The organism is Hydrogenophaga sp., assembly GCF_041633695.1.
Lineage (GTDB): Bacteria > Pseudomonadota > Gammaproteobacteria > Burkholderiales > Burkholderiaceae_C > Hydrogenophaga.
On sequence record NZ_JBFJMY010000034.1, the window covers coordinates 1 to 18,744 of the forward strand.

Consider the following 18,744-nt stretch of genomic DNA (forward strand, 5'->3'; position numbering starts at 1 on the left):
CTACGACCTCAAAAGCCACAAGGCACTGTTCACCGTGAAGACCGGGGGCGAGCCCGAGGGCGTGCTCGTGACCCCGGACGGCAAGACGGCCTATGTCACCTCCGAGGTGGCCAACCTGGTTCACGTGATCGACATCGGGCAGCGCAAAGTGGTCCAGAACATACGGGTGGGCAAGCGGCCGCGCCGTTTTGCGTTGGCCGCCGCTGGCCAGGAGTTGTGGGTGAGCAGCGAACTGGACGCCAGCGTCTCGGTCATCGGCACCCGCGACCACCGCGTGCAGAAGCGCCTGGCATTCGAGGTGAAAGGCATGCGAAGCGCCGACATCACCCCGGTGGGCATGGTTCTGAGTCCGGATGGCAAGACCTTGTGGGTGGCGCTGGGCCGGGCCAACCACGTGGCCGAGGTGGACGTGGCCACGCGCACCGTGCGCCGCTACGTGCTGGTGGGCAAGCGCGCCTGGGGCCTGGCCGTGCACCCGGACGGCCGGCTGCTGTACGTGAGCAATGGCCTGTCTGACGACATGAGCATCGTCGATACCGCCAGCGGCAAGGCGGTGCGCACCGTACCCGTGGGCCGTGTGCCACACAGTGTTCTGGTGCAGCCCTGATGCGCAGCGTTCACCGCCGCCTGCTGTCCGCCTGCTTGCCCGGCCTGGTGGCGCTGCTGTGGGCGCCGGCTTGGTCGGTGCACGCCGCCCAGGCGGCGCCTGGCACCACGCCGCTGACACCTGTGACCGTGGCCGTGGTCTCGCTGGCAGGTGACCCACGCCACGCCAGCCGACGCCTGGAGCGCGCCTACCCAGGCCATGTGCAGGGTAGGGCCATCGATGGCGCGCGCCTGGCCGCTGCCGACGCCGAGGTCGAGCTGCAGACGCTGGGCCTGTCGCTGCAGGTGCGCGACGTGGTGCTGCCCGACATGCGCGCCTTGCCCAAGGTGTTGGCCGAGCTCAAGGCCGCCCATGTGCAACACCTGCTGGCCGATCTACCGCTGGCCGAATTTCAGCAACTGGTGCAGGCGGCACCCACCGCCTTGGGCGCTGCCATGGTGTTCAACACCGGGCTGGACGACGACAGTCTGCGCGGCGCGGCGTGCGCGGCCCATGTGCTGCACACCTTGCCCAGCCAGCACATGCGCAGCGATGCGCTGGCGCAATACCTGGCCGCACGTTCCTGGCGCAAGGTCTTGCTGTTGCAAGGCCCCTTGCCCGGCGACGCCCTGCAGGCCGAGGCTTTCAAGCGATCGGCGCGCCGCTACGGCTTGAAGATCGTGCAGGAGCGCGCCTTCAAGCTATCGGGCGATCCGCGCGAACGCGACCTGGCCAACACCCGCTTGCTCACCGGTGAGCGCGAACACGAGGTGGTGGCGGTGATGGACAGCGACGGCGAGTTTGCCCGCTCTCTGCCCTACGCCACCCAGTGGCCCCGCGTGGTGGTGGGTGCCAATGGCCTGGTGGCCAGCGCCTGGCACCCACAATGGGAGCGCAACGGTGGGCCGCAGCTCTCGCGCCGCTTTGCCAGATTGGCCTTGCGCCCCATGCAGGCGCAGGACTGGGCTGCATGGGCGGCTGTCCAGGCGGTGGCCACCGTGCTGGCCGACGACCCCAAGGCCGGGCTGGTGCAACAACTGCGCCGCCTGCGCAGCTCGGCGGTCTCGCTGGACGGCTTCAAGGGACCCAGCCTGTCGTTTCGCGCCTGGGACGGGCAGTTGCGTCAGCCCATGTTTCTGGCCCACGGCGACGGCGTGGTGGGGCTGGCGCCGCTCGACGGCGTGTTGCACCCGACCGAGGTGATGGACACCTTGGGTGTCGACGAAAAGGAAAGCGCATGCCGCAGCCGTCCGTGATGCCGTCCCGTGGCCTGCACCTGGCGCGTGCGATGCGGGCGGTGGTCGGGCGCGAGACCGTGCGCTTTCTGCGCCAGCCTTCGCGCCTGGCTTCGGCCCTGGTGCGGCCACTGCTGTGGTTCCTCGTCTTTTCCGCCGGCTTTCACAACGTGTTCGGCGTGGCCATCGTGCCGCCCTACGAAACCTACATCGAATACAAGGTCTACATGGTGCCCGGCCTGCTGGGCATGGTGGCTCTGTTCAACGGCATGCAAAGCTCGCTCTCGCTGGTCTACGACCGGGAGATGGGTGTGATGCGGCTCTTGCTCACCGCGCCGCTGCCCCGGGGCTGGTTGCTGGGCTTCAAGTTGTTGGGCGGCACCTGCCTGTCGGTGCTGCAGATGGGTGTGTTCCTGCTGATCGCACGCGCGTTTGACGTGTCGTTCGCGTTGGCCCATTTGCCGGGCTTGCTGCTGGCCATGGTCGCGGGGGCGGCCATGCTGGCCGCGTTGGGGCTGATGCTGTCGGTCTACGTCAAGCAGCTGGAGAACTTTGCCGGCACGATGAATTTCGTCATCTTCCCCATGTTCTTCATCAGCCCGGCTTTGTACCCGCTGTGGAAGCTGGAGGAGTCGGGCGCCTGGTGGCTGTTTGAGCTGGCGCAATACAACCCCTTTAGCCACGCGGTCGAGGCCATCCGCTTTGCCATGTACGGGCAGTTCAATCTGCTGTCCTGGGCGGTGGTGGTGGGATGCGGACTGGTGTTCTTCGTCGTCGCGTTGTGGGGCTACGACCCGCAACGCGGCTGGATTCGACAACGCGGTGCGGCCTGATGCGCGCGCCACAACGGCACTTGCCAGGAGCGCCAGACATGTCCATTTCACCCACGCGCCGCACCCTCTTGCAATGGGGCGCCGGGGCGCTGGTGGCGGGTGCTGGCCCGCTGCACGCACAGCGCGATATCCAGAGCGATCCCACCGGTGGTGACCCCTTGGGTTCCATGCAGTGGCCGGGCTTGCGGCAGCAGTACCTGGGCCAGGCGCCGATGCGGTTCAGTGACCAGGTGCGGGTGCAAGGGCCGGCCTTTGCCGACGACGCGATGAACGTGCCGCTGCTGATCGACGCGCGTGCTCTGTCGGGTGTGGGTGGTGGCGTGCTGCGCATGCAAGTGGTGGTGGACCGCAATCCGGTGCGCGAGGTGCTCAGCTTCGAGCCGCGGCAGGCCTTGCCCATGCTGGCGTTTCGCATCCGCATGGAGCAGGCCTCGCCGGTGCGGGCCATGGTGCTCACACGCGACGGCCAGTGGCACGTCGGCGGCGCCTGGGTGCAGGCGGCCGGTGGTGGTTGCACCGTGCCGGGTGCGAGCCGCGCCGACGGCTCCTGGAGCCGCCACCTGAACCAGGTGCAGTCGCGCTATTTCGACAACGTGATCGAGGGCAGTCGGCGCCTGCGCCTGCGTCTCATGCATCCCATGGACACCGGTCTGGCGGCCGGTATCCCGGCCTTTTATATCGAAGAGCTGCAACTCGCCGATGCGGGTGGCGGCGTGTGGTGGCGCCTCGATCTGCACGAACCGGTGTCGGAAAACCCTTTGCTCACTTTCGAACTGCCGCCGGATGCACCCCGACAATTGCGCCTGACCGGGCGCGACAACAACGGCAACCGCATCGACGCCGAGGTGCTGGCGTGAAGGCCGCGCGGCACTGGCTGGCAGGCCTGGTGTTACTGGCCGGCGCTGCGCAGGCACAGGCGCAGCTCGCCACCGCACCGCACAGCAGCGCACCCGAGGCCGCGCAACTGGACTACGCACTGCAGCCCAGGCGCGTGGCCGAAAACACCTGGGTGATCGAAGGTGCGGTCGCAGACTTCAGCCGCGACAACGGCTGCAACATCATCAACACCGGCTTCATCGCCACCGGTGAGGGTGTGGTGGTGATCAACACCGGTCCCTCGCGTCGCTATGGCGAGCAGCAGCGCGCTGCCATCGAGCGCGTCACGCGCGAACCGGTGGTGCGGGTGATCAACCTCAATTTGCATCCCGACTATTTTTTTGGCAACCAGGCCTGGGCCGATCGCCCCACCCAAGCCCTGGCCGGCAGCATCGCCGGTATGCGGGCCGAAGGCGCCGCTTACGCCGACAACCTGTACCGCCTGTGTGGCGACTGGATGAAGGGCACCGAAGCCGAGCCCGCACGCGAGCCTGTGCTGCCGCAGACGCTGCGCCTGGGTCGGCACGCACTGGAGCTGCGGCGGTTTCAAGGCCACACCGACGACGACCTGGTGCTGATGGACCACAGCACCGGCGTGGTCTTTGCCGGAGGCCTGGTGTTTGCCAGCCGCGTGCCCACCACGCCGCACGCCGATGTGCCGCGTTGGTTGACCAGCCTGGACGCGCTGGAGGCATGGATGCAGGCCTCGGACAGCCGGCTGCTGGTGCCCAGCCACGGTCCGGTGCGGGCCGACCGCTCGGGCTTGGCACAAACCCGCGACTGGCTGCGCTGGCTCGACGCACAGATGCGCGCGGGCGCCGAGCGCGGACTCGACCTGAGCGAGATGCTGGCCATGCCAGTGCCCGCGCGTTTTGCGAGCTGGGCGGCTCAGCCCGCCGAATGGCAGCGCAGCCTGACCCAGTGGTACCCGGTGCACGAAAGGCGCGCCTTGGAGCGGCCCGCCGCACGCCAGCCCTGACCGCTCTCTTTGTTCGTCTCCGTTGTTCCGCTGCGCTGTTCCGTTGTGACCCATTTTTGAACACTGTAACAGTCCGGCACCACCGCCATGGCACAGCCAGCCCGCTGATCTGCCTCGGCGCAAGGGGTGGTGAGTGCCGGAGCGGCCGCACCAGCGCACACAAAAGCCTTGGCACAGATGTTGCCCTTTTGACTCTGTGAAATTCGCTGGCCGAAGAGGTCAAGGGTTCACCAACGGCCGCGCCCACCGCACGGACGAAGCCATCAACCTCACGAACGAGCAGGAGACAACACAGTGAAACGCACTCTATTGAGCCTTTTGATCATGGCCGCAACGGCCCACGTCGGCGCCCAGGTGACCGACGCCATGATCGCCAACGACGCCAACACACCCGAGGACGTTCTGAGCTGGGGCATGGGCACCCAAGGCCAGCGCCACTCCAACCTGAACCAGATCAACAGCAAGAGCATCAGCAAGCTGGTGCCGGTCTGGTCCATGTCGTTCGGCGGTGAAAAGCAGCGCGGCCAGGAGTCGCAGCCGCTGGTGCACAAGGGCAAGATGTTCGTCACTGCGTCCTACTCGCGCATTTACGCGGTGGACACCAAGACCGGTCAAAAGCTCTGGAAGTACGAGCACCGTTTGCCCGAAGGCATCATGCCCTGCTGTGACGTGGTCAACCGCGGAGCGGCGCTCTACGACAACCTGGTGATCTTCGGCACGCTGGACGCGCAGCTCGTGGCACTGGACCAGGACACCGGCAAAGTGGTGTGGCGCGAAAAGATCGACGACTACAGCGCAGGCTACAGCTACACCGCTGCCCCACTGATCGCCGAGGGCCTGTTGCTCACCGGCGTCTCGGGTGGCGAGTTCGGTGTGATCGGCCGTGTGGAAGCGCGCGATCCCAAGACCGGCAAGATGGTCTGGACCCGTCCCGTGGTCGAAGGCCACATGGGTTACAAGGACGGCAAAGAGAATGGCTTCACCGGTACCACCAACGCCTCCTGGCCCGGTGAGACCTGGAAGACCGGTGGCGCTGCCACCTGGCTGGGTGGCAGCTACGACGCCAAGACCGGCCTGGCCTATTTCGGTACCGGCAACCCCGGCCCCTGGAACAGCCATGTGCGCAAGGGCGACAACCTGTACTCGGCCTCCACCGTGGCCATCGACGTGAAGACCGGCAAGATCGTCTGGCACTACCAGACCACACCCAACGACGGCTGGGACTACGACGGTGTGAACGAGTTCATCACCTTCGACATGGACGGCAAACGCATGGGCGCCAAAGCCGACCGCAACGGCTTCTTCTACGTGCTCGACGCCGCCAACGGCAAGCTGACCAACGCCTTTCCGTTCGTGAAGAAGGTCACCTGGGCCACCGGCATCGACCTGAAAACCGGCCGCCCCAACTTTGACGACAGCAACCGCCCCGGCGACCCGACCGCTGCGGGTGGCGATGGCGCCAAAGGCAAGTCGGTGTTCTCCGCGCCCGGTTTCCTGGGTGGCAAGAACCAGATGCCCATGGCTTACAGCCCCAAGACCGGCCTGTTCTACGTGCCCACCAACGAATGGGGTATGGAGATCTGGAACGAGCCCATCACCTACAAAAAAGGTGCGGCCTACCTGGGCGCGGGTTTCACCATCCGGCCGCTGTTTGACGACCACATCGGCTCGCTGCGCGCCATCAACCCCAAGACCGGCAAGGTCGAGTGGGAAGTGAAGAACACCGCGCCGCTCTGGGGTGGCGTGATGACCGCCGGCGACCTGGTTTTCTGGGGTACGCCAGAAGGCTTTCTCAAGGCGGCCGACGCCAAGACCGGCAAGGTCGTGTGGCAGTTCCAGACCGGCTCCGGCGTGGTGGCGCCGCCCATCACCTGGAGCGAAGGTGGCGAGCAGTACGTGAGCGTGGTTTCCGGCTGGGGCGGTGCTGTGCCGCTGTGGGGCGGTGAAGTGGCCAAGAAAGTCAACCTGCTGGAGCAGGGCGGCTCGGTCTGGACCTTCAAGCTCATGAAGTAAGGCGCCGCCTCTGGGCCGACCCTGTTCGTGGGGTCGGCCTGTGTGTGCCAGGCGCTGCCGGCTTGCGTGTCTGTTCGAGCGTCCCTTGGGGCACCAGGGGCAGACCGGTAGCAGCGCCATTTTTTTCTTTTCTCTATTCAAGTGGTTCTGCCATGCCCTCTCTTCCCATTCTTTTTGTCTCGCTCTGTGGTCTGTTTGCCGCCAGCGCGTTCGCGCAGACGGTGGACGCGGCGGTCGATCTGGCCAAAGCCAACGGCTGCTATTCCTGCCACGCCAACGCCGAAAAAGTGGTGGGCCCGGCCTACAGCGCCGTGGCCGAAAAGTACGCAGGCGACAAGGACGCGGCAGCCTCGCTGGTGCAATCCATCAAGTACGGCTCCAAAGGCAAGTGGGGCCGCATCCCCATGCCCGCGCACGCCAGCATGAGCGACGCCGACCTGAAAACGCTCGCCAACTGGGTGTTGACCGTCAAGCCGTGAGACTGGGGCGCATCGTCACCGTGGGTGCTGCTCTACACCCGCACGATCATGCCGAGGCCAGACCCGGTGTGTAGCGGCTGGTTGGTGCCATGCCCGGCAGCAAACAGAAACGGCGACCCGAAGGTCGCCGTTTTTTCGTGAGATCGCAAACACGCACCGGCGGCGCAGGCCACCGGTGATCTGCGTGCCCGCTCAGCTGTGGCTGGCTTTGCGCCGGCGCGCAGCGGCCAGACCCACGAGGCCCAGGCCCAGCAAGGCCAGGCTGGCTGGCTCGGGTACGCCGTTCGATGGATTGTTGGGGTCGGTTGCCGAGCGACCAAAGCGCAAGTCGTCGAAACCCAGAATGTCGTTCGTGGCATTGAAGGTCACGCTGGAGATCAGCTGACCAAAATCCACGAAGCCGATGAACGCGCCGCCACCACCGGTTGCCGATGGCATGTTGATCGTCTGCGTGACCGAAGAGCCGTCCACGTACTTGATGGTCTGCTGCGGAACTATGTCGGTCTGCAGGCCGTTGACATAGAAACCGAAAGCATCCACCGCTTCGGCGAAGCTGAAGGTCACCGAGCCGCCATATACCAATCGAAAGAAGGACCCACCCGCCGAGGTGTTGAAGCCGCACAAGGCGCCGCATCCCGAATTGTTGGTGGTGGACCCGCCGGTGATGGTGAGGTTGGACGGCACAGCCGACTCAAAATCGAACACGTTGAGGCTGCCAGCGACGGACAGAAAACTTGCTGCAGCAGCACTCGAATTGACCATGTCCCCGAGCGAGGACACGTTGTTGTCAGCCGCAAGATAGGTGACCGGCGCCGCGCTGGCTTGGCCTGCCAAGAAAAGCGACGAGGCGGCCAAGGCCGTCGCCAACAGGGTCTTTTTCATGAGTCTTCTCCTTGAAATTCTGTGAATGAAAGTCGAATGTCTGACTTGGCTTTCGTTCCAGATGCAGCGCGAAAGGTGTGGCCAGCGTTGCATGGTCAGCATATTTCGGGCCAGCTCCATTCCGTGAAAAAATACCTATTTAAATCAATTGTTTATATGGTTGGCAGGCCAATGGTTGATTTTCGTAGTAGGTAAGTTGTCAAAAAGTTCGACAAGGCTGGACTGGCCAATGGCCTGTGGCGTCGCGCGAGCGGCGGCCCACGCACGGTGGAGCCAGTGCCTTGCCGGGCGTGGCGCGCTCAGCCGTGCGGCTGAGCGACCGTTAAAGAAACCGACAGTACCCGTGACGTGCCATGGCCTGCGGTGTTGCGCGGGCTCCGCAGATGCTTGCGCGCACCGGGCAGGTGGCGCACTGGGGCTGCACCCAACATGCGCTGTTGCTGCCCCGATGGCGGCTGCGCCAGAGTGGGCGAGGGTGCCGCCATGGTCAAGCTTGTGGGTGTTGGGCGCGCGATTCGGCGTCGCTGCGGAACACGATGGGAATGTGGCGGCCAGACGGCGCTTGTTTGACCAACTGAACCACCTTTTCGTGGTGCGGCGATTTGCTGCAAACCGGGTCGGCCTGCGTGGCGTCGCCGGTGATCATGAAAGCCTGGCAGCGGCAGCCACCAAAGTCTTTGTGGCGTTCGTCGCAGCTGCTGCAGGGGGGCTTCATCCAGGCATCACCCCGGTAGGCGTTGAAGGCGTGGCTGCGTTGCCAGATCTCGGCCATCGGCGTGTCTTTCACATTGGGCAGTTGCAGGCCTGGCAGGTTGCGGGCGTTGTGGCAGGGCATGGCCAGGCCATCGGGCGCGATCGAGAGGAAGACCGAACCCCAGCCGTTCATGCAGGCCTTGGGCCGTTCTTCAAAGTAGTCGGGCACCACAAAGAGCACGCGGCATTTGGGGCCGGTCTGGTGTTCTTGTTCCGCGCGGAAGCGGTTCACCACGGCTTCGGCTTCGCGCAGTTCTTCGTGCGTGGGCATGAGGTGATCGCGGTTCAGCCAGGCCCAGCCGTAGTACTGGGTGTTGGCCAGTTCCAGGTACTCGGCTTCGAGCGCCACCGCCATTTCGATGATTTTTCCCACGTGCGGCAGGTTGTGCCGGTGCAGCACGCAGTTGAGCACCATGGGCCAGTCGTGCTCCTTGATCAGCCGCGCCACGCGTTGCTTGAGTTCGAAGGTTTTGGTGTGGCTCAGGAAATCGTTCATCTCCTGGGTGGAGTCCTGGAACGAGAGCTGTACGTGGTCCAGTCCGGCGTCTTTCAGCGCTTGTGCGCGAGCCGGATTCAGACCCACGCCCGAGGTGATGAGGTTGGTGTAGAAGCCCAGCCGGTGCGCCTCTTGCACCAGTTCCACCAGATCGTCGCGCAGCAGAGGTTCACCGCCTGAGAAGCCCAGTTGGGCCGCACCCAGGGCACGCGCCTGGCGCATGACATCGACCCACTGCGCGGTGCTCAGTTCGTTTTGTATGCGGTTGTAGTTGGTGGGGTTGTAGCAAAACACGCAGTGCAGCGGGCAGCGGTAGGTGAGCTCGGCCAGCAGCCACAGCGGTGGCCCGGCGGGTATGGGCACAGCGTTCATGCGGGGTTCTTCGGAAAGTGTGTCGAGGGTTCAGGCAAGACCGCCGCAGATCCGGCTTTGCCGGTACGCCAGCGGCGCCCCCTTGAGGGAGGCGCGCGCAGCGCGGCAGCGGTGGGCCTATTCCACCCAGCCACGGCGTTGTCCTTCTTCGAGCAGTGCGTTCACTTGTGGCGCCAGGTCTTGAACCTGGAACACCGCTTCCAGGTCGGCGACGATCTCACCCAGACTGCGCTGGCCATCGCAACGTTTCAGAATTTCGGCCGCGCTGTCGTTGAGCTGCACCATGCCTTCCGGATACAGCAAGACCCAGCGCTTTTGCGCCTCTTCAAACTGAAGGCGGAAGCGGCGCGAGAGTTTGGGTTGCAAAGGCAAAGCAGTTGATCCGTTCATTGCATGGTCCGTGGTGTTCTGCGCTACCGCTCACCCGGCGAGTGGCGCCCGCCGCCCCGTACACACCGTGGACCCGGCTGTGCCGGGCCACAGGTGTGGTCCCCCGCAGGGGGGAGACGCGGAGCGGCGCAGGGGGTGTTCACTGTTGACTTGCCTTTTCGATCGCATCCAACATGGTCCAGAGCACGTCGAGCTTGAACTGCAGAATATCCAGCGCGCGTTGCTGGGCCACGCGGGTGGTGAAGTGCTCCAGCGTGACCTGCAAGCCGTGTTCCACATCGCGTCCGGCCAACGGGATGCGGTTGCGAAAATAGGCCAGGCCCGAGGCTTCTATCCAGGGGTAGTGCTGCGGCCAGGTGGCGAGCCGGTCCTTGTGGATTTGCGGCGCGAACATTTCGGTCAGCGATGAGCAGACCGCTTCCTGCCAGGGCGCCTGGGCGGCAAAGCGCACATAGGCGTCGCAGGCAAAGCGCACGGCGGGAGCCACAGCTTGCAGCGACCACAGGTCTTCGCGCGGGATGCCCACGGCTTCGCCGAGCCGGGTCCAGGCTTCTAGGCCACCACCCGCAGCACCCTGGAAGTCGCCATGGCCGTCGTGGTCCAGAATGCGCTCGATCCACAAGCGGCGGTGCGCTCGATCGGGCATGTTGGCCAGGATGGCAGCGTCCTTGCGCGGAATGCAGACCTGGTAATAAAAGCGGTTGGCCACCCAGCAGCGGATTTCATCGGGCGTGCAGCCGCCCGCGTTCATGCGCACGTTGAACGGGTGGTGGATGTGGTACGCCCGCCCCTTGGCGCGCAGCTGGGCTTCGAAGGCGCTGGGGCTCCAGGCCGCTTCGTGGGGTGTGGCAAGAGGGGTCTGTGCGATTTCCATGGCGTGCTCCCGGCTTCAGAAAACGATGTCCATGCCGTCGAAGGCGACTTCGATGCCGTGCCGTTTCAACACCATGCGCTGGGGCGAGTCTTCCACCAGGATGGGATTGCTGTTGTTGATGTGGATGAGGATTTTCCGGGTCGAGGCTGGCAGCTTGTCGAGCTGCGCGATCATGCCGTGCGGGCCGCTCTGGGGCAGGTGGCCCATGTCGGCCGCGCGCTTGGCGGACAAGCCCAGGTGCAGCATCTCGTCTTCGCTCCAGAAGGTGCCGTCCACCAGCACCACCGAGCAGGCCCGCATGCGTTCCATCACCGCCTCAGAGACTTCACCCAGGCCGGGCGCATAGAACACCCGGGCGCCGGTGGCCGGATTGACCAAGCCCAGGCCGATGTTGTCGCCCGCGCGCGGATTGCCGCGAAAGGGCGAATACGGCGGCGGTTTGGACGACAGCGACACCGGTTCGACGTGTACGCCGGGCAGGCCGGGCACTTCCACGTGGCTGCCGTCGATGGGCAAGGTGGTGGTGCTCACGCCGCAATAGTGCGAGAGGATCTGGGTGATCGGAAAGCCCGCGCCGATGTCGCTCAACACCTCGGGTGTGGCCAGCAGCGGCAGCGGGGTCGAGCGCTCGCGCAGCATGAGCAGGCCGGTGACGTGGTCGATCTGCGCGTCCATCAGCAGCACGGCGGCGATGCCGCTGTCGCGGATGGCCCGCGCCGGTTGCAGGTCGGGGTTGTCGCGGATCTGTGTGAGGATGTCGGGCGAGGCGTTGACGAGCAGCCAGTCTTCGCCGTTGGCCGTGACCGCGATCGACGACTGGGTGCGGGGCCGGGCAGGAATCAACTGCCTGCGCACGCCATCGCAGTTGGGACAATTGCAATTCCACTGCGGAAAACCGCCGCCCGCCGAAGAACCCAGAACCCGTATACGCATGGACACAGTCGCTTATGAAAAGGGGGAAAGGATGGCAAAAAAAAGCGCAACCGTTTTCAACGGTGCGCTCCCAAGCTGTTCGCTGAGATCAGCGGTTCGCGATGTACATCGTGATTTCAAAACCGAAACGCAGATCGGTGAAAGCGGGGGTCGTCCATTGCATCTTGTCTCTCCTATTGGGGTTGGCATAAAAAGTGTCTGCAAACGGATTGCATGGCTGCTCCACCCGGTTGCACCTTGTTCCATGCAATATCGGTGCCATGAAACAGCTTCAAGTTAACGCACGTTCTGCGGGTGATAAACCTGTGTCAAACCCGCCCTGGGAAAACCCTGAGGTCTTGGCGCTGCCGCGTCAGAACCGCATGGCCTACCGTTTGCGCGGACCGGTGGATGGACCGGCCTGGGTGGTGTTGCATGGGGGGCCTGGTGGCGGTGGAAACCCGGGTTTGCTGCGTCCTTTCGATTTGAAACGCCAGCGCGTGATCGTGCCCGATCAACGCGGCAGCGGCGCTTCGCGCCCGCGCGGGAGACCCACCACCAACAGCTTGTCTGCACTGGTGTGCGACCTTGAAATCCTGAGGAAACACCTGGGTTTGGAGCGTTGGAGCGTGCAGGCGGGTTCGTGGGGCACGGTGCTCGCATTGGCCTATGCCAGCCGTTTTCCGCAGCGTGTGGAGCGCCTGGTTTTGCGCGGTGCGTTTGCCCTGCGCTGGCGAGAAGTGGGTGGCCTGCTGCAATCGTGGCGCTGGCACCGGGGCAGTCCTCGCGCGCCAGCGGTCTGGCCGATCGTGCCGCGCGCGGCGGGACCCACAGCGTTGGCCAGACTGGAACAACTGTTCCGAACTGGTACACCCGGTGTTGCAGCACGGCGCGCGCTGCGCCACTGGAACCACCTGGAGCGGGCGGCGGCGGCACACGGCATGCGCCGTGGTTTGCGCCATGCAGCCAGCGTTTCGCCGCCCGCGACGGTGGCGGCCATGCGCGCCAGTTGGGCCGGCATGCAGCGCGCTTTGCGCCGTGGCGCGGCGCGCCAGGCACATCCTGGGCGTCTGGCTGGCGACCGCAGCGCGCTGCAGAAATTCCGCATCCAGATCCACTACCTGCGGCGCCACGCGCAACTGCGACCCGGCGCACTGGAGCAGGCGGTGATCGCGCTGGCCCGCCACGGCGTGGCGGTGGACTGGGTGCATGGCCGTTTCGATGCCGTCTGCCCCATGGCCAACTGCGTGCGCTGGCTCGCGCTGGGTCAGGCGCAGGCGCCCGGTCTGGCGCGGGGCCATTGGCCGCTCGCCGGTCATCTGGGGCACGAACCCCAGATGTTGGCGACCCTGACCCGGCTGGTGCGCCGCCCCGGGTTCTGATGCCGCGCCCGCTGAGCACCACGCGCACGCCGCCCTGGTGGTGGCGCATGGGTCTGTGCGGCTGGGCGTTGGCCTGGGCGGGCGCGCTGCAGGCGCGGCCAGCAGACTGCGCCGCACACCCACCCATTCCCTGGCAGGCCGTGGTGCCCGGCGTATGGGCCTGGCCACCCGAAGCTCCGGGCGACATCGATCCGGGCAACCAGGGCCATGTGGCGACCACCAGCGTGGTGGTCGATGGCGGCGAGGCGCTGGTGGTCGACCCCGGCCCCAGCCACGCGCACGGCTGGCGTGTGCGGCAGTCGCTGCTGTGCCGCTTTGGCGCGCGGGTGCGCTGGGTGGTGAACAGCCATGCCCATGCGGAAAACGTGTTGGGCAACTCGGCATTTGCCGACCTGCAGGCAACCGGCACGCTGGACATCGTGGCGAGCACCGGCACGCTGATGGCCATGCGCGAACGCTGCCCGGTCTGCCTGGCGAGTCTGGTGCAGCGCCTGGGTGAGCCGGTCATGCACGGCACCCACACCGTGCTGCCCAATCGCGGCCTGGCGACGGGCGACGTGCTGCGCGTGGGTGCGCTGGCGATCGAGGTGTTGGCGCTGGAGCAAGGCCACACCGAGAGCGATCTGTTGCTGTGGCTGGCGCGTGGGCGCGTGTTGTGGGCGGGCGGTCTGGTCTACGAGCAACGCCTGCCGGAACTGGCGCAAGGCAGTCTGGACGGCTGGTTGCGCGCCCTGGACCACCTGGAGCGCCTGCGGCCACAGGTGTTGATCCACCACGCCGTGTCGTTCGCGCCCGACGCCGAACACCCGCCAGCGGCAATGCAAGCCACGCGCACCTACCTTGCGCGCTTGCGCCAGCGGGTGTGGCAGGCCATGGACGCGGGCCGTTTCGCGCAGGAAGACGAGGCGGTGCAGATGCCCGAATACGCGCTGTGGGCGGGCTACGCCGAGCGCCAAAGCTTCAACACGCAGCGCGCCTGGCGCGAACTGGAGCCGCTTTGGTTCGGCGCGGCAGCACCGCCGGGCGGTTCAGCTCCAGACGTCCGGCGGTAACAACTCTTTTTTGCGGTAAATCGTGTTGCGGGAGACGCCCAGCGCCTTGGCCGCCGCCGACACATTGCCCCGGTGCTGGCGCAGCATCTGCGCCATGGCGGTGAGCGCCACGTCTTGCAGGCGCCCGCCGTCCTGGCCGAGGTCCGGCGGCGCCATGGCTGTGGCGGGCACGCCGGTGGGACTGGCTCCGGCAGGCGCCGGTGCGCGGGGGGTCTGATCCATCAGCGCGACTTCTTCCAGGAAGTCGTCGGGCAGGTGCTTGCGTTCGATCGCACCGCGACAGCCCACCATGACCACGGCGGTGCGCAAGAGGTTGTGCAACTGGCGGAAGTTGCCCGGCCAGTGGTAGCGGCGGAACAATTGCATCACCTCGTCCGAAATCGGGATCTCGGCCCCGTTCTCGCACAGCGAGTGCAGGATTTTTTGCACCACCAGTTTGAAGTCGGTGCGCTCGCGCAAGGCCGGCAGCCGCACCACCAGACCGTTGAGGCGGTAGTAGAGGTCTTCGCGGAAGTCGCCCTGGGCAATCATGTCTTTGAGGTTTTTGTGCGTGGCGCAGATCACCGTCACGTCCGCGTCCACCTCCTTGCCGGCTCCCAGCGGGCTGACCTTGCGCTCTTGCAAGACACGCAGCAAGCGGGCTTGCAAATGGCGGGGCATGTCGCCGATTTCATCGAGGAACAGCGTGCCGCCATTGGCCTGGAGGATCTTGCCGGTTGAACCTTTTTTGCGCGCACCGGTGAAGGCGCCTTCCTCGTAGCCGAACAGCTCGGACTCGATCAGTGTTTCGGGAATGGATGCGCAGTTGACCGACACAAAGGGTTGGTTGCAACGCGCCGAGTCGGCGTGGAATGCTTGCGCCAGCAGGTCTTTGCCGGTGCCGGTCTCGCCCAGGATCATGACCGGGATGTCGCGCCCGCGCACCAGGCGCAGTTTCTCAATCACCGCAGAAATCTGAGGGTCGCCGGTATCGAGGTAGTGCAAGGTGGAGAGCTGGATCTTGCGTGCAGGTGTCAACGCCGGGCTGTCGGACACGACGATCGGCGCGGTGCCCGGTGCAGACGCCGGCGTGTGGGACAGGGTGGCCATGGACTTGCCGGAAGCCCAAGGGCTGGACAGTTTCACCCGCACCCGGCACCAGACCGAAACGCCGTTGTGCAAGCACAGTTGCTTGGGGTTGGGCGGTGTGCCGCTGAACAGCTCGAACAGGCTGGAGATCGGCATGCCGAAGAGAGACGAAAACGTGTGCGCCTTGAGTGCGCTGAACGACAGGCCGATCTGGAACTGGGCGCTGCGGTTGGCCGACATGAAACGGCCCTCGGGCGAAAACACGACGATGCCTTCGACCAGGGTGCCCAGAAATTCGGAACGGGTGTGGAAATGGATGCGCACCGCCTTGGGAAAGATGTCGGCGAACATGTGGTTCTCGATCATCTGGGCCGACATGCGTACCAGTGCCAGGGTGTGCTGGTGGAAGCTGCGGTGGTCGCCGGTCACGTCCAGCGCGCCGATCACCTGGCCGTAGGGGTCGAAGATGGGCGAGCACGAACAGGTCAGAAACTTGTTGGCGTTCATGTAGTGCTGGCCACCGTTGACCGTCAGCGCTTCTTCTTCCGTCAGGGCCGTGCCGATGGCGTTCGTGCCCTTGTTCTGCTCCGACCAGTCCATGCCGGGCGTTAGCGCCACGCGCGAGGCTTTTTCCAGAAAGTCGTTGTCGCCCAAGGAGTGCAGCACCATGCCTTTGGACGAGGTCAGCAACACCATGCTGTGGGTGTTGACGATCTGGTCGTAGAGCGTTTCCATGACCGGTGCCGCGTGCTGGAACAGGAAACGGTTTTCTTCCAGCGCGTCGGTCAGAACACCGCGCGATGGGCTGGAAAAATCGGGATCGTCGCCACAAGCCAGACCAAAAGCGTGCGAGCGTTGATGGGCTTGGTCGATCAGGTCGGGCTGCTCGGCGCCCAGTTGCGTGGCATCGACACGGCGGATGCCGGTGTGGGAAAACGGTGCGGCATTCATGTTGTCTCCTAGGTCCGGAGGCACGCCAGACCAAAAATCCATCGTCCATTCGCGGTCGACGGGTTTCGGCGGCTTTGGGAAATCCTCGGGTTTATCGATGTTGTCGCTCATGCAATTCTCTTCATATATGCGCCACAGTTCAACACTCGGTTTCCCGATGCAACAAAGGTGTACGCAAAAGTCGCACCGTGCCGGGCGAAGAGGCGGTGCAGGCCAAGCCAGCGCCGTGCGGTGCGAGCCAGCCACACGGCTGGACGCAGTGGACTTCCGCCCTATAGCAAGCGGTGTGGCGAGCGGTGTGTTGGCGGGGGAGATATTTGCCCGTGCTCCGGTCTCGCGCTGTGCCGCAGGGCCCGTTCGGCAGCGGCCACCTCCTGCTCGGGTGTTCCTCTCCGTCTGTTCCGCAATGGAGCAATTGGTCCTGTTTGGAACACTTGGGGCGCTCAACGTGTGGCGGCAGGTCGCGTGGCCTGCGTGAACCGCTGGGGGTGCGTGTTGGTGGCCTGCATATTGCTGAACAGTCTTCAACAACCACCTACCGTTGGAACCAGGAGACGACCCCATGAAATTTCTTTCTTCATCTAGCCGAGTCCAGCAGGGCGTGGCCGCCGCACTCATCGCCGCCAGCAGCTTGGTGGCGGTTTCGGTCATGGCGCATGGTGACGTGACGCCGCAGTCGGTGGACACACACACCTTGCCGCAACTGGGCGAAAAATGGCGCGACAGCAATCCGTTCAGCGCCGGTGAGGCCCAGCCCGAAGCCTTGCGCATCGGCACCTCGGCCTACAACCAGAATTGCGCGCGCTGCCACGGCCTCGAAGCCATCTCGGGTGGCATGTCACCCGATCTGCGCAAGCTCGATGCCGACTGCATGGGCTTGGCCGACGAAGCGAAAAAGCAGGCCTGCTTCAAAGAAATGGACGACTACTTTCTGGCCACGGTGCGGCGTGGCCGCACCCGCGACGGCCGTGTCTACATGCCCCCGTTTGAAGGCACGCTGACACAAGAAGCCATCTGGTCCATCCGGACCTACCTGGAAACGCGCCGCGCGCCTTGAGACCGCCCGGCACCCACGCCCGTTCAAAACCGCGTGTGGCCTGCGGACAGGCCCGCGCACTGGAGACACAACATGCACAAGACCCGTACCCCGAGCGCCGCACCGCTGCAGCGCCGCCCTGGCCTGCAGCGCCGCGAACTGGTCGCGGCCCTGGCTCTGGGTGGCCTGGCCGGTGTGGGCGATGCCCTGGCCCAAACCGAGCTGAGCGACCTGGCTCGCATCCGCGAACGCGGTGTGCTCAAGGTCGCGGTCTACAAAGACAATGCGCCGTTCTCAGACGGTCCGGTGGCCGACATGCAGGGGTTGGACGTGGCCTTGGCCCAGGCCTTGGCGCGCGAGCTCCAGCTCAAGCTGGCGCTGCTGCCTTTCGACGCCGGCGAGAACATGAACGACGATTTGCGCAACATGGTCTGGAAAGGGCATTACCTGGGCTACGGCCCGGCCGACCTGTTGTTGCAGGTGCCGGTGGACCGCTACCTGATGCAGGAAAACAGGCAGGTGCTGATTTTTGCACCCTATATGCGACAAGTGCCGGTGCTGTTGCACGACACCCGCACGCTGCCCCAGGTGCGCCAGCCGGAAGACTTGCAACAAGCCCGATTGACCGTGGAGCGGGGCGCCGGTGCGGCCAGCGCCTTGCTGGGCTACGGCGGTGGCTTGCTGCGCACACGCATCAACATTCTGGACAGCGGCCTGCACGCAGCCCAGGCGGTGCTCGCGGGCCAGGCCGACGCGGCTTATGTGCTGCGCGCGCAAGCCGAAGCGGCCTTGTTCCGGCTGCCAGCGGGTGAGCGGCATTGGGCGCTCACCGCGCTCGATCTGCCCGCCAGCTCGGCCAAAGGCTGGCCGGTCGGCATGGCGATCAAATCCCAATACAAAGAGCTGGGCATGGCGCTGGAGAGTGCCATGCAGCATCTGCGCAGCAGCGGCGAGATGCTGGCGCTGTTCCAGCAGAACGGCCTCACGCTGACAGCACCCTGAGGCGTGCGCGGCGCTTCAAGGCGTGGCCATGTTGACTGGGGTTCGGCGGCGACGGGTGTGCATATGGCGCGTGGGAAGCGCCCATGTCGAAAGTCAGCTGCCTGGCGCCGCCTCTTGCTCACACTCGCGGCCATGAGCGGCCCTTCCCAAAACTGTCTGAGACCGGTCGTTCTACGATTAAGCTGAGACGGGCGCATCCTAGGTGAAGACCTCGTCCCAGCAACTTGGACGTTCTCGGCTAAGGGCTCTCCTAGCGCGAGAACAAACGTCTACGCTGCAATCGCCAGATCCTGCTTCCAGTCTTTGACCTCAGTATTCGCCTCCGTCTCGCCATTGGGCGCGCGCCCTAGCTCTACCGTGATCAATCGGTCACCCTCGAAGGCGGGGCTGAGTTCCAAGCGCAGGTAGTCGAAGAGCGGCTTCTCGTGCACGGCGATGATGACTTGACGGCCATGCTGCTTTGACAGTGTTCGCAACAGTGCAGCGAACTGCGAGATGTGAACCTCGTCCATGCTTTGTACGGGGTCGTCGATGATCAGCCATGGCAACTGCGGTTTCACGGACAGATGGAGC

Annotated in this window: 18 protein-coding genes and 1 pseudogene; 11 read left to right on the forward strand and 8 right to left on the reverse strand. The window is 65.1% G+C overall.

Annotation, left to right across the window (positions count from 1 at the left end):
- The 7 genes from ABYB95_RS03650 to ABYB95_RS03680 form a co-directional block, all read left to right on the forward strand.
- On the forward strand, positions 1-607 hold a 607-nt coding region (locus ABYB95_RS03650; protein ID WP_372657088.1), incomplete at its 5' end, for a beta-propeller fold lactonase family protein.
- On the forward strand, positions 607-1,842 hold the full coding sequence (locus ABYB95_RS03655) for a branched-chain amino acid ABC transporter substrate-binding protein (RefSeq protein WP_372657089.1): 1,236 nt from the start codon (positions 607-609) through the stop codon (positions 1,840-1,842). The genes ABYB95_RS03650 and ABYB95_RS03655, both read left to right, overlap by 1 nt.
- Positions 1,824-2,654 carry an ABC transporter permease gene (locus tag ABYB95_RS03660; RefSeq protein ID WP_372657090.1) on the forward strand — a complete coding sequence of 277 codons (831 nt, stop codon included), beginning with the start codon at positions 1,824-1,826 and terminating at the stop codon, positions 2,652-2,654. Before ABYB95_RS03655 ends, ABYB95_RS03660 begins: the two co-directional genes overlap by 19 nt.
- A gap of 38 nt (positions 2,655-2,692) precedes the next feature.
- The gene (locus ABYB95_RS03665) at positions 2,693-3,511 is read left to right on the forward strand and encodes a quinoprotein dehydrogenase-associated SoxYZ-like carrier (RefSeq protein ID WP_372657091.1); all 819 of its coding nucleotides are present in this window, start codon (positions 2,693-2,695) and stop codon (positions 3,509-3,511) included.
- A gap of 107 nt (positions 3,512-3,618) precedes the next feature.
- A complete protein-coding gene (locus ABYB95_RS03670; protein WP_372657103.1) occupies positions 3,619-4,509 on the forward strand; it encodes a quinoprotein relay system zinc metallohydrolase 1 in 891 nt (296 codons plus the stop codon).
- A 324-nt stretch (positions 4,510-4,833) separates the two neighbouring features.
- Positions 4,834-6,522 (forward strand): PQQ-dependent methanol/ethanol family dehydrogenase, encoded by a 1,689-nt coding sequence (locus tag ABYB95_RS03675; protein WP_372657104.1) that lies wholly within the window; start codon positions 4,834-4,836, stop codon positions 6,520-6,522.
- Positions 6,523-6,674: 152 nt separating this feature from the next.
- Positions 6,675-7,001: a c-type cytochrome gene (locus tag ABYB95_RS03680; protein ID WP_372657092.1), complete on the forward strand. Its 327-nt coding sequence runs from the start codon at positions 6,675-6,677 to the stop codon at positions 6,999-7,001.
- A 192-nt stretch (positions 7,002-7,193) separates the two neighbouring features.
- On the opposite strand, the gene ABYB95_RS03685 is transcribed toward ABYB95_RS03680, so the two are convergent.
- The 6 genes from ABYB95_RS03685 to pqqA all read right to left on the reverse strand — a co-directional run bounded on the left by ABYB95_RS03685 (position 7,194) and on the right by pqqA (position 11,864).
- Positions 7,194-7,883 carry a PEP-CTERM sorting domain-containing protein gene (locus ABYB95_RS03685; RefSeq protein ID WP_372657093.1) on the reverse strand — a complete coding sequence of 230 codons (690 nt, stop codon included), beginning with the start codon at positions 7,881-7,883 and terminating at the stop codon, positions 7,194-7,196.
- Between the two features lie 487 nt (positions 7,884-8,370).
- The gene (pqqE, locus tag ABYB95_RS03690) at positions 8,371-9,504 is read right to left on the reverse strand and encodes a pyrroloquinoline quinone biosynthesis protein PqqE (protein ID WP_372657094.1); all 1,134 of its coding nucleotides are present in this window, start codon (positions 9,502-9,504) and stop codon (positions 8,371-8,373) included.
- 117 nt (positions 9,505-9,621) lie between these two features.
- Positions 9,622-9,894 (reverse strand): pyrroloquinoline quinone biosynthesis peptide chaperone PqqD, encoded by a 273-nt coding sequence (gene pqqD, locus ABYB95_RS03695; RefSeq protein WP_372657095.1) that lies wholly within the window; start codon positions 9,892-9,894, stop codon positions 9,622-9,624.
- 139 nt (positions 9,895-10,033) lie between these two features.
- Complete coding sequence (gene pqqC / locus ABYB95_RS03700; RefSeq protein WP_372657096.1) at positions 10,034-10,768, reverse strand: pyrroloquinoline-quinone synthase PqqC; 735 nt, start codon at positions 10,766-10,768, stop codon at positions 10,034-10,036.
- A gap of 15 nt (positions 10,769-10,783) precedes the next feature.
- Positions 10,784-11,701: a pyrroloquinoline quinone biosynthesis protein PqqB gene (gene pqqB / locus ABYB95_RS03705; protein ID WP_372657097.1), complete on the reverse strand. Its 918-nt coding sequence runs from the start codon at positions 11,699-11,701 to the stop codon at positions 10,784-10,786.
- Positions 11,702-11,789: 88 nt separating this feature from the next.
- Positions 11,790-11,864, reverse strand: coding sequence for a pyrroloquinoline quinone precursor peptide PqqA (pqqA, locus tag ABYB95_RS03710; RefSeq protein WP_068167214.1), 75 nt, complete (start codon positions 11,862-11,864; stop codon positions 11,790-11,792).
- A 142-nt stretch (positions 11,865-12,006) separates the two neighbouring features.
- On the opposite strand from pqqA, the gene ABYB95_RS03715 reads away from it, so the two are divergent.
- Both ABYB95_RS03715 and ABYB95_RS03720 read left to right on the forward strand, forming a co-directional pair.
- Positions 12,007-13,062 (forward strand): alpha/beta fold hydrolase, encoded by a 1,056-nt coding sequence (locus ABYB95_RS03715; RefSeq protein ID WP_372657098.1) that lies wholly within the window; start codon positions 12,007-12,009, stop codon positions 13,060-13,062.
- Positions 13,062-14,114: an MBL fold metallo-hydrolase gene (locus ABYB95_RS03720; RefSeq protein WP_372657099.1), complete on the forward strand. Its 1,053-nt coding sequence runs from the start codon at positions 13,062-13,064 to the stop codon at positions 14,112-14,114. The genes ABYB95_RS03715 and ABYB95_RS03720 overlap by 1 nt, the downstream gene beginning before the upstream one ends.
- Here the strand turns inward: ABYB95_RS03720 and ABYB95_RS03725 are convergent.
- Positions 14,091-16,133: a sigma-54-dependent Fis family transcriptional regulator gene (locus ABYB95_RS03725; RefSeq protein WP_372657100.1), complete on the reverse strand. Its 2,043-nt coding sequence runs from the start codon at positions 16,131-16,133 to the stop codon at positions 14,091-14,093. The two genes, ABYB95_RS03720 and ABYB95_RS03725, sit on opposite strands and share 24 nt — an antisense overlap.
- A 562-nt stretch (positions 16,134-16,695) precedes the next feature.
- Here ABYB95_RS03725 and pedF point away from each other — a divergent pair.
- Together pedF and ABYB95_RS03735 are read left to right on the forward strand one after the other, a co-directional pair.
- Positions 16,696-17,190 (forward strand): cytochrome c-550 PedF, encoded by a 495-nt coding sequence (gene pedF, locus ABYB95_RS03730; protein WP_372657101.1) that lies wholly within the window; start codon positions 16,696-16,698, stop codon positions 17,188-17,190.
- 72 nt (positions 17,191-17,262) lie between these two features.
- Positions 17,263-18,171 carry a substrate-binding periplasmic protein gene (locus ABYB95_RS03735; RefSeq protein ID WP_372657102.1) on the forward strand — a complete coding sequence of 303 codons (909 nt, stop codon included), beginning with the start codon at positions 17,263-17,265 and terminating at the stop codon, positions 18,169-18,171.
- Positions 18,172-18,440: 269 nt separating this feature from the next.
- Here ABYB95_RS03735 and ABYB95_RS03740 read toward each other — a convergent pair.
- A pseudogene (locus tag ABYB95_RS03740) lies at positions 18,441-18,744 on the reverse strand (hypothetical protein); the annotation flags it as partial.

Coding starts and splice junctions, on each gene's coding strand:
- ABYB95_RS03655 (WP_372657089.1), top strand. CDS start 607: ATGCGCAGCGTTCACCGCCGCCTGCTGTCCGCCTGCTTGCCCGGCCTG.
- ABYB95_RS03660 (WP_372657090.1), top strand. CDS start 1,824: ATGCCGCAGCCGTCCGTGATGCCGTCCCGTGGCCTGCACCTGGCGCGT.
- ABYB95_RS03665 (WP_372657091.1), top strand. CDS start 2,693: ATGTCCATTTCACCCACGCGCCGCACCCTCTTGCAATGGGGCGCCGGG.
- ABYB95_RS03675 (WP_372657104.1), top strand. CDS start 4,834: ATGGCCGCAACGGCCCACGTCGGCGCCCAGGTGACCGACGCCATGATC.
- ABYB95_RS03680 (WP_372657092.1), top strand. CDS start 6,675: ATGCCCTCTCTTCCCATTCTTTTTGTCTCGCTCTGTGGTCTGTTTGCC.
- ABYB95_RS03685 (WP_372657093.1), bottom strand. CDS start 7,883: ATGAAAAAGACCCTGTTGGCGACGGCCTTGGCCGCCTCGTCGCTTTTC.
- pqqE (WP_372657094.1), bottom strand. CDS start 9,504: ATGAACGCTGTGCCCATACCCGCCGGGCCACCGCTGTGGCTGCTGGCC.
- pqqD (WP_372657095.1), bottom strand. CDS start 9,894: ATGAACGGATCAACTGCTTTGCCTTTGCAACCCAAACTCTCGCGCCGC.
- pqqC (WP_372657096.1), bottom strand. CDS start 10,768: ATGGAAATCGCACAGACCCCTCTTGCCACACCCCACGAAGCGGCCTGG.
- pqqB (WP_372657097.1), bottom strand. CDS start 11,701: ATGCGTATACGGGTTCTGGGTTCTTCGGCGGGCGGCGGTTTTCCGCAG.
- ABYB95_RS03720 (WP_372657099.1), top strand. CDS start 13,062: ATGCCGCGCCCGCTGAGCACCACGCGCACGCCGCCCTGGTGGTGGCGC.
- ABYB95_RS03725 (WP_372657100.1), bottom strand. CDS start 16,133: ATGAATGCCGCACCGTTTTCCCACACCGGCATCCGCCGTGTCGATGCC.
- pedF (WP_372657101.1), top strand. CDS start 16,696: ATGAAATTTCTTTCTTCATCTAGCCGAGTCCAGCAGGGCGTGGCCGCC.
- ABYB95_RS03735 (WP_372657102.1), top strand. CDS start 17,263: ATGCACAAGACCCGTACCCCGAGCGCCGCACCGCTGCAGCGCCGCCCT.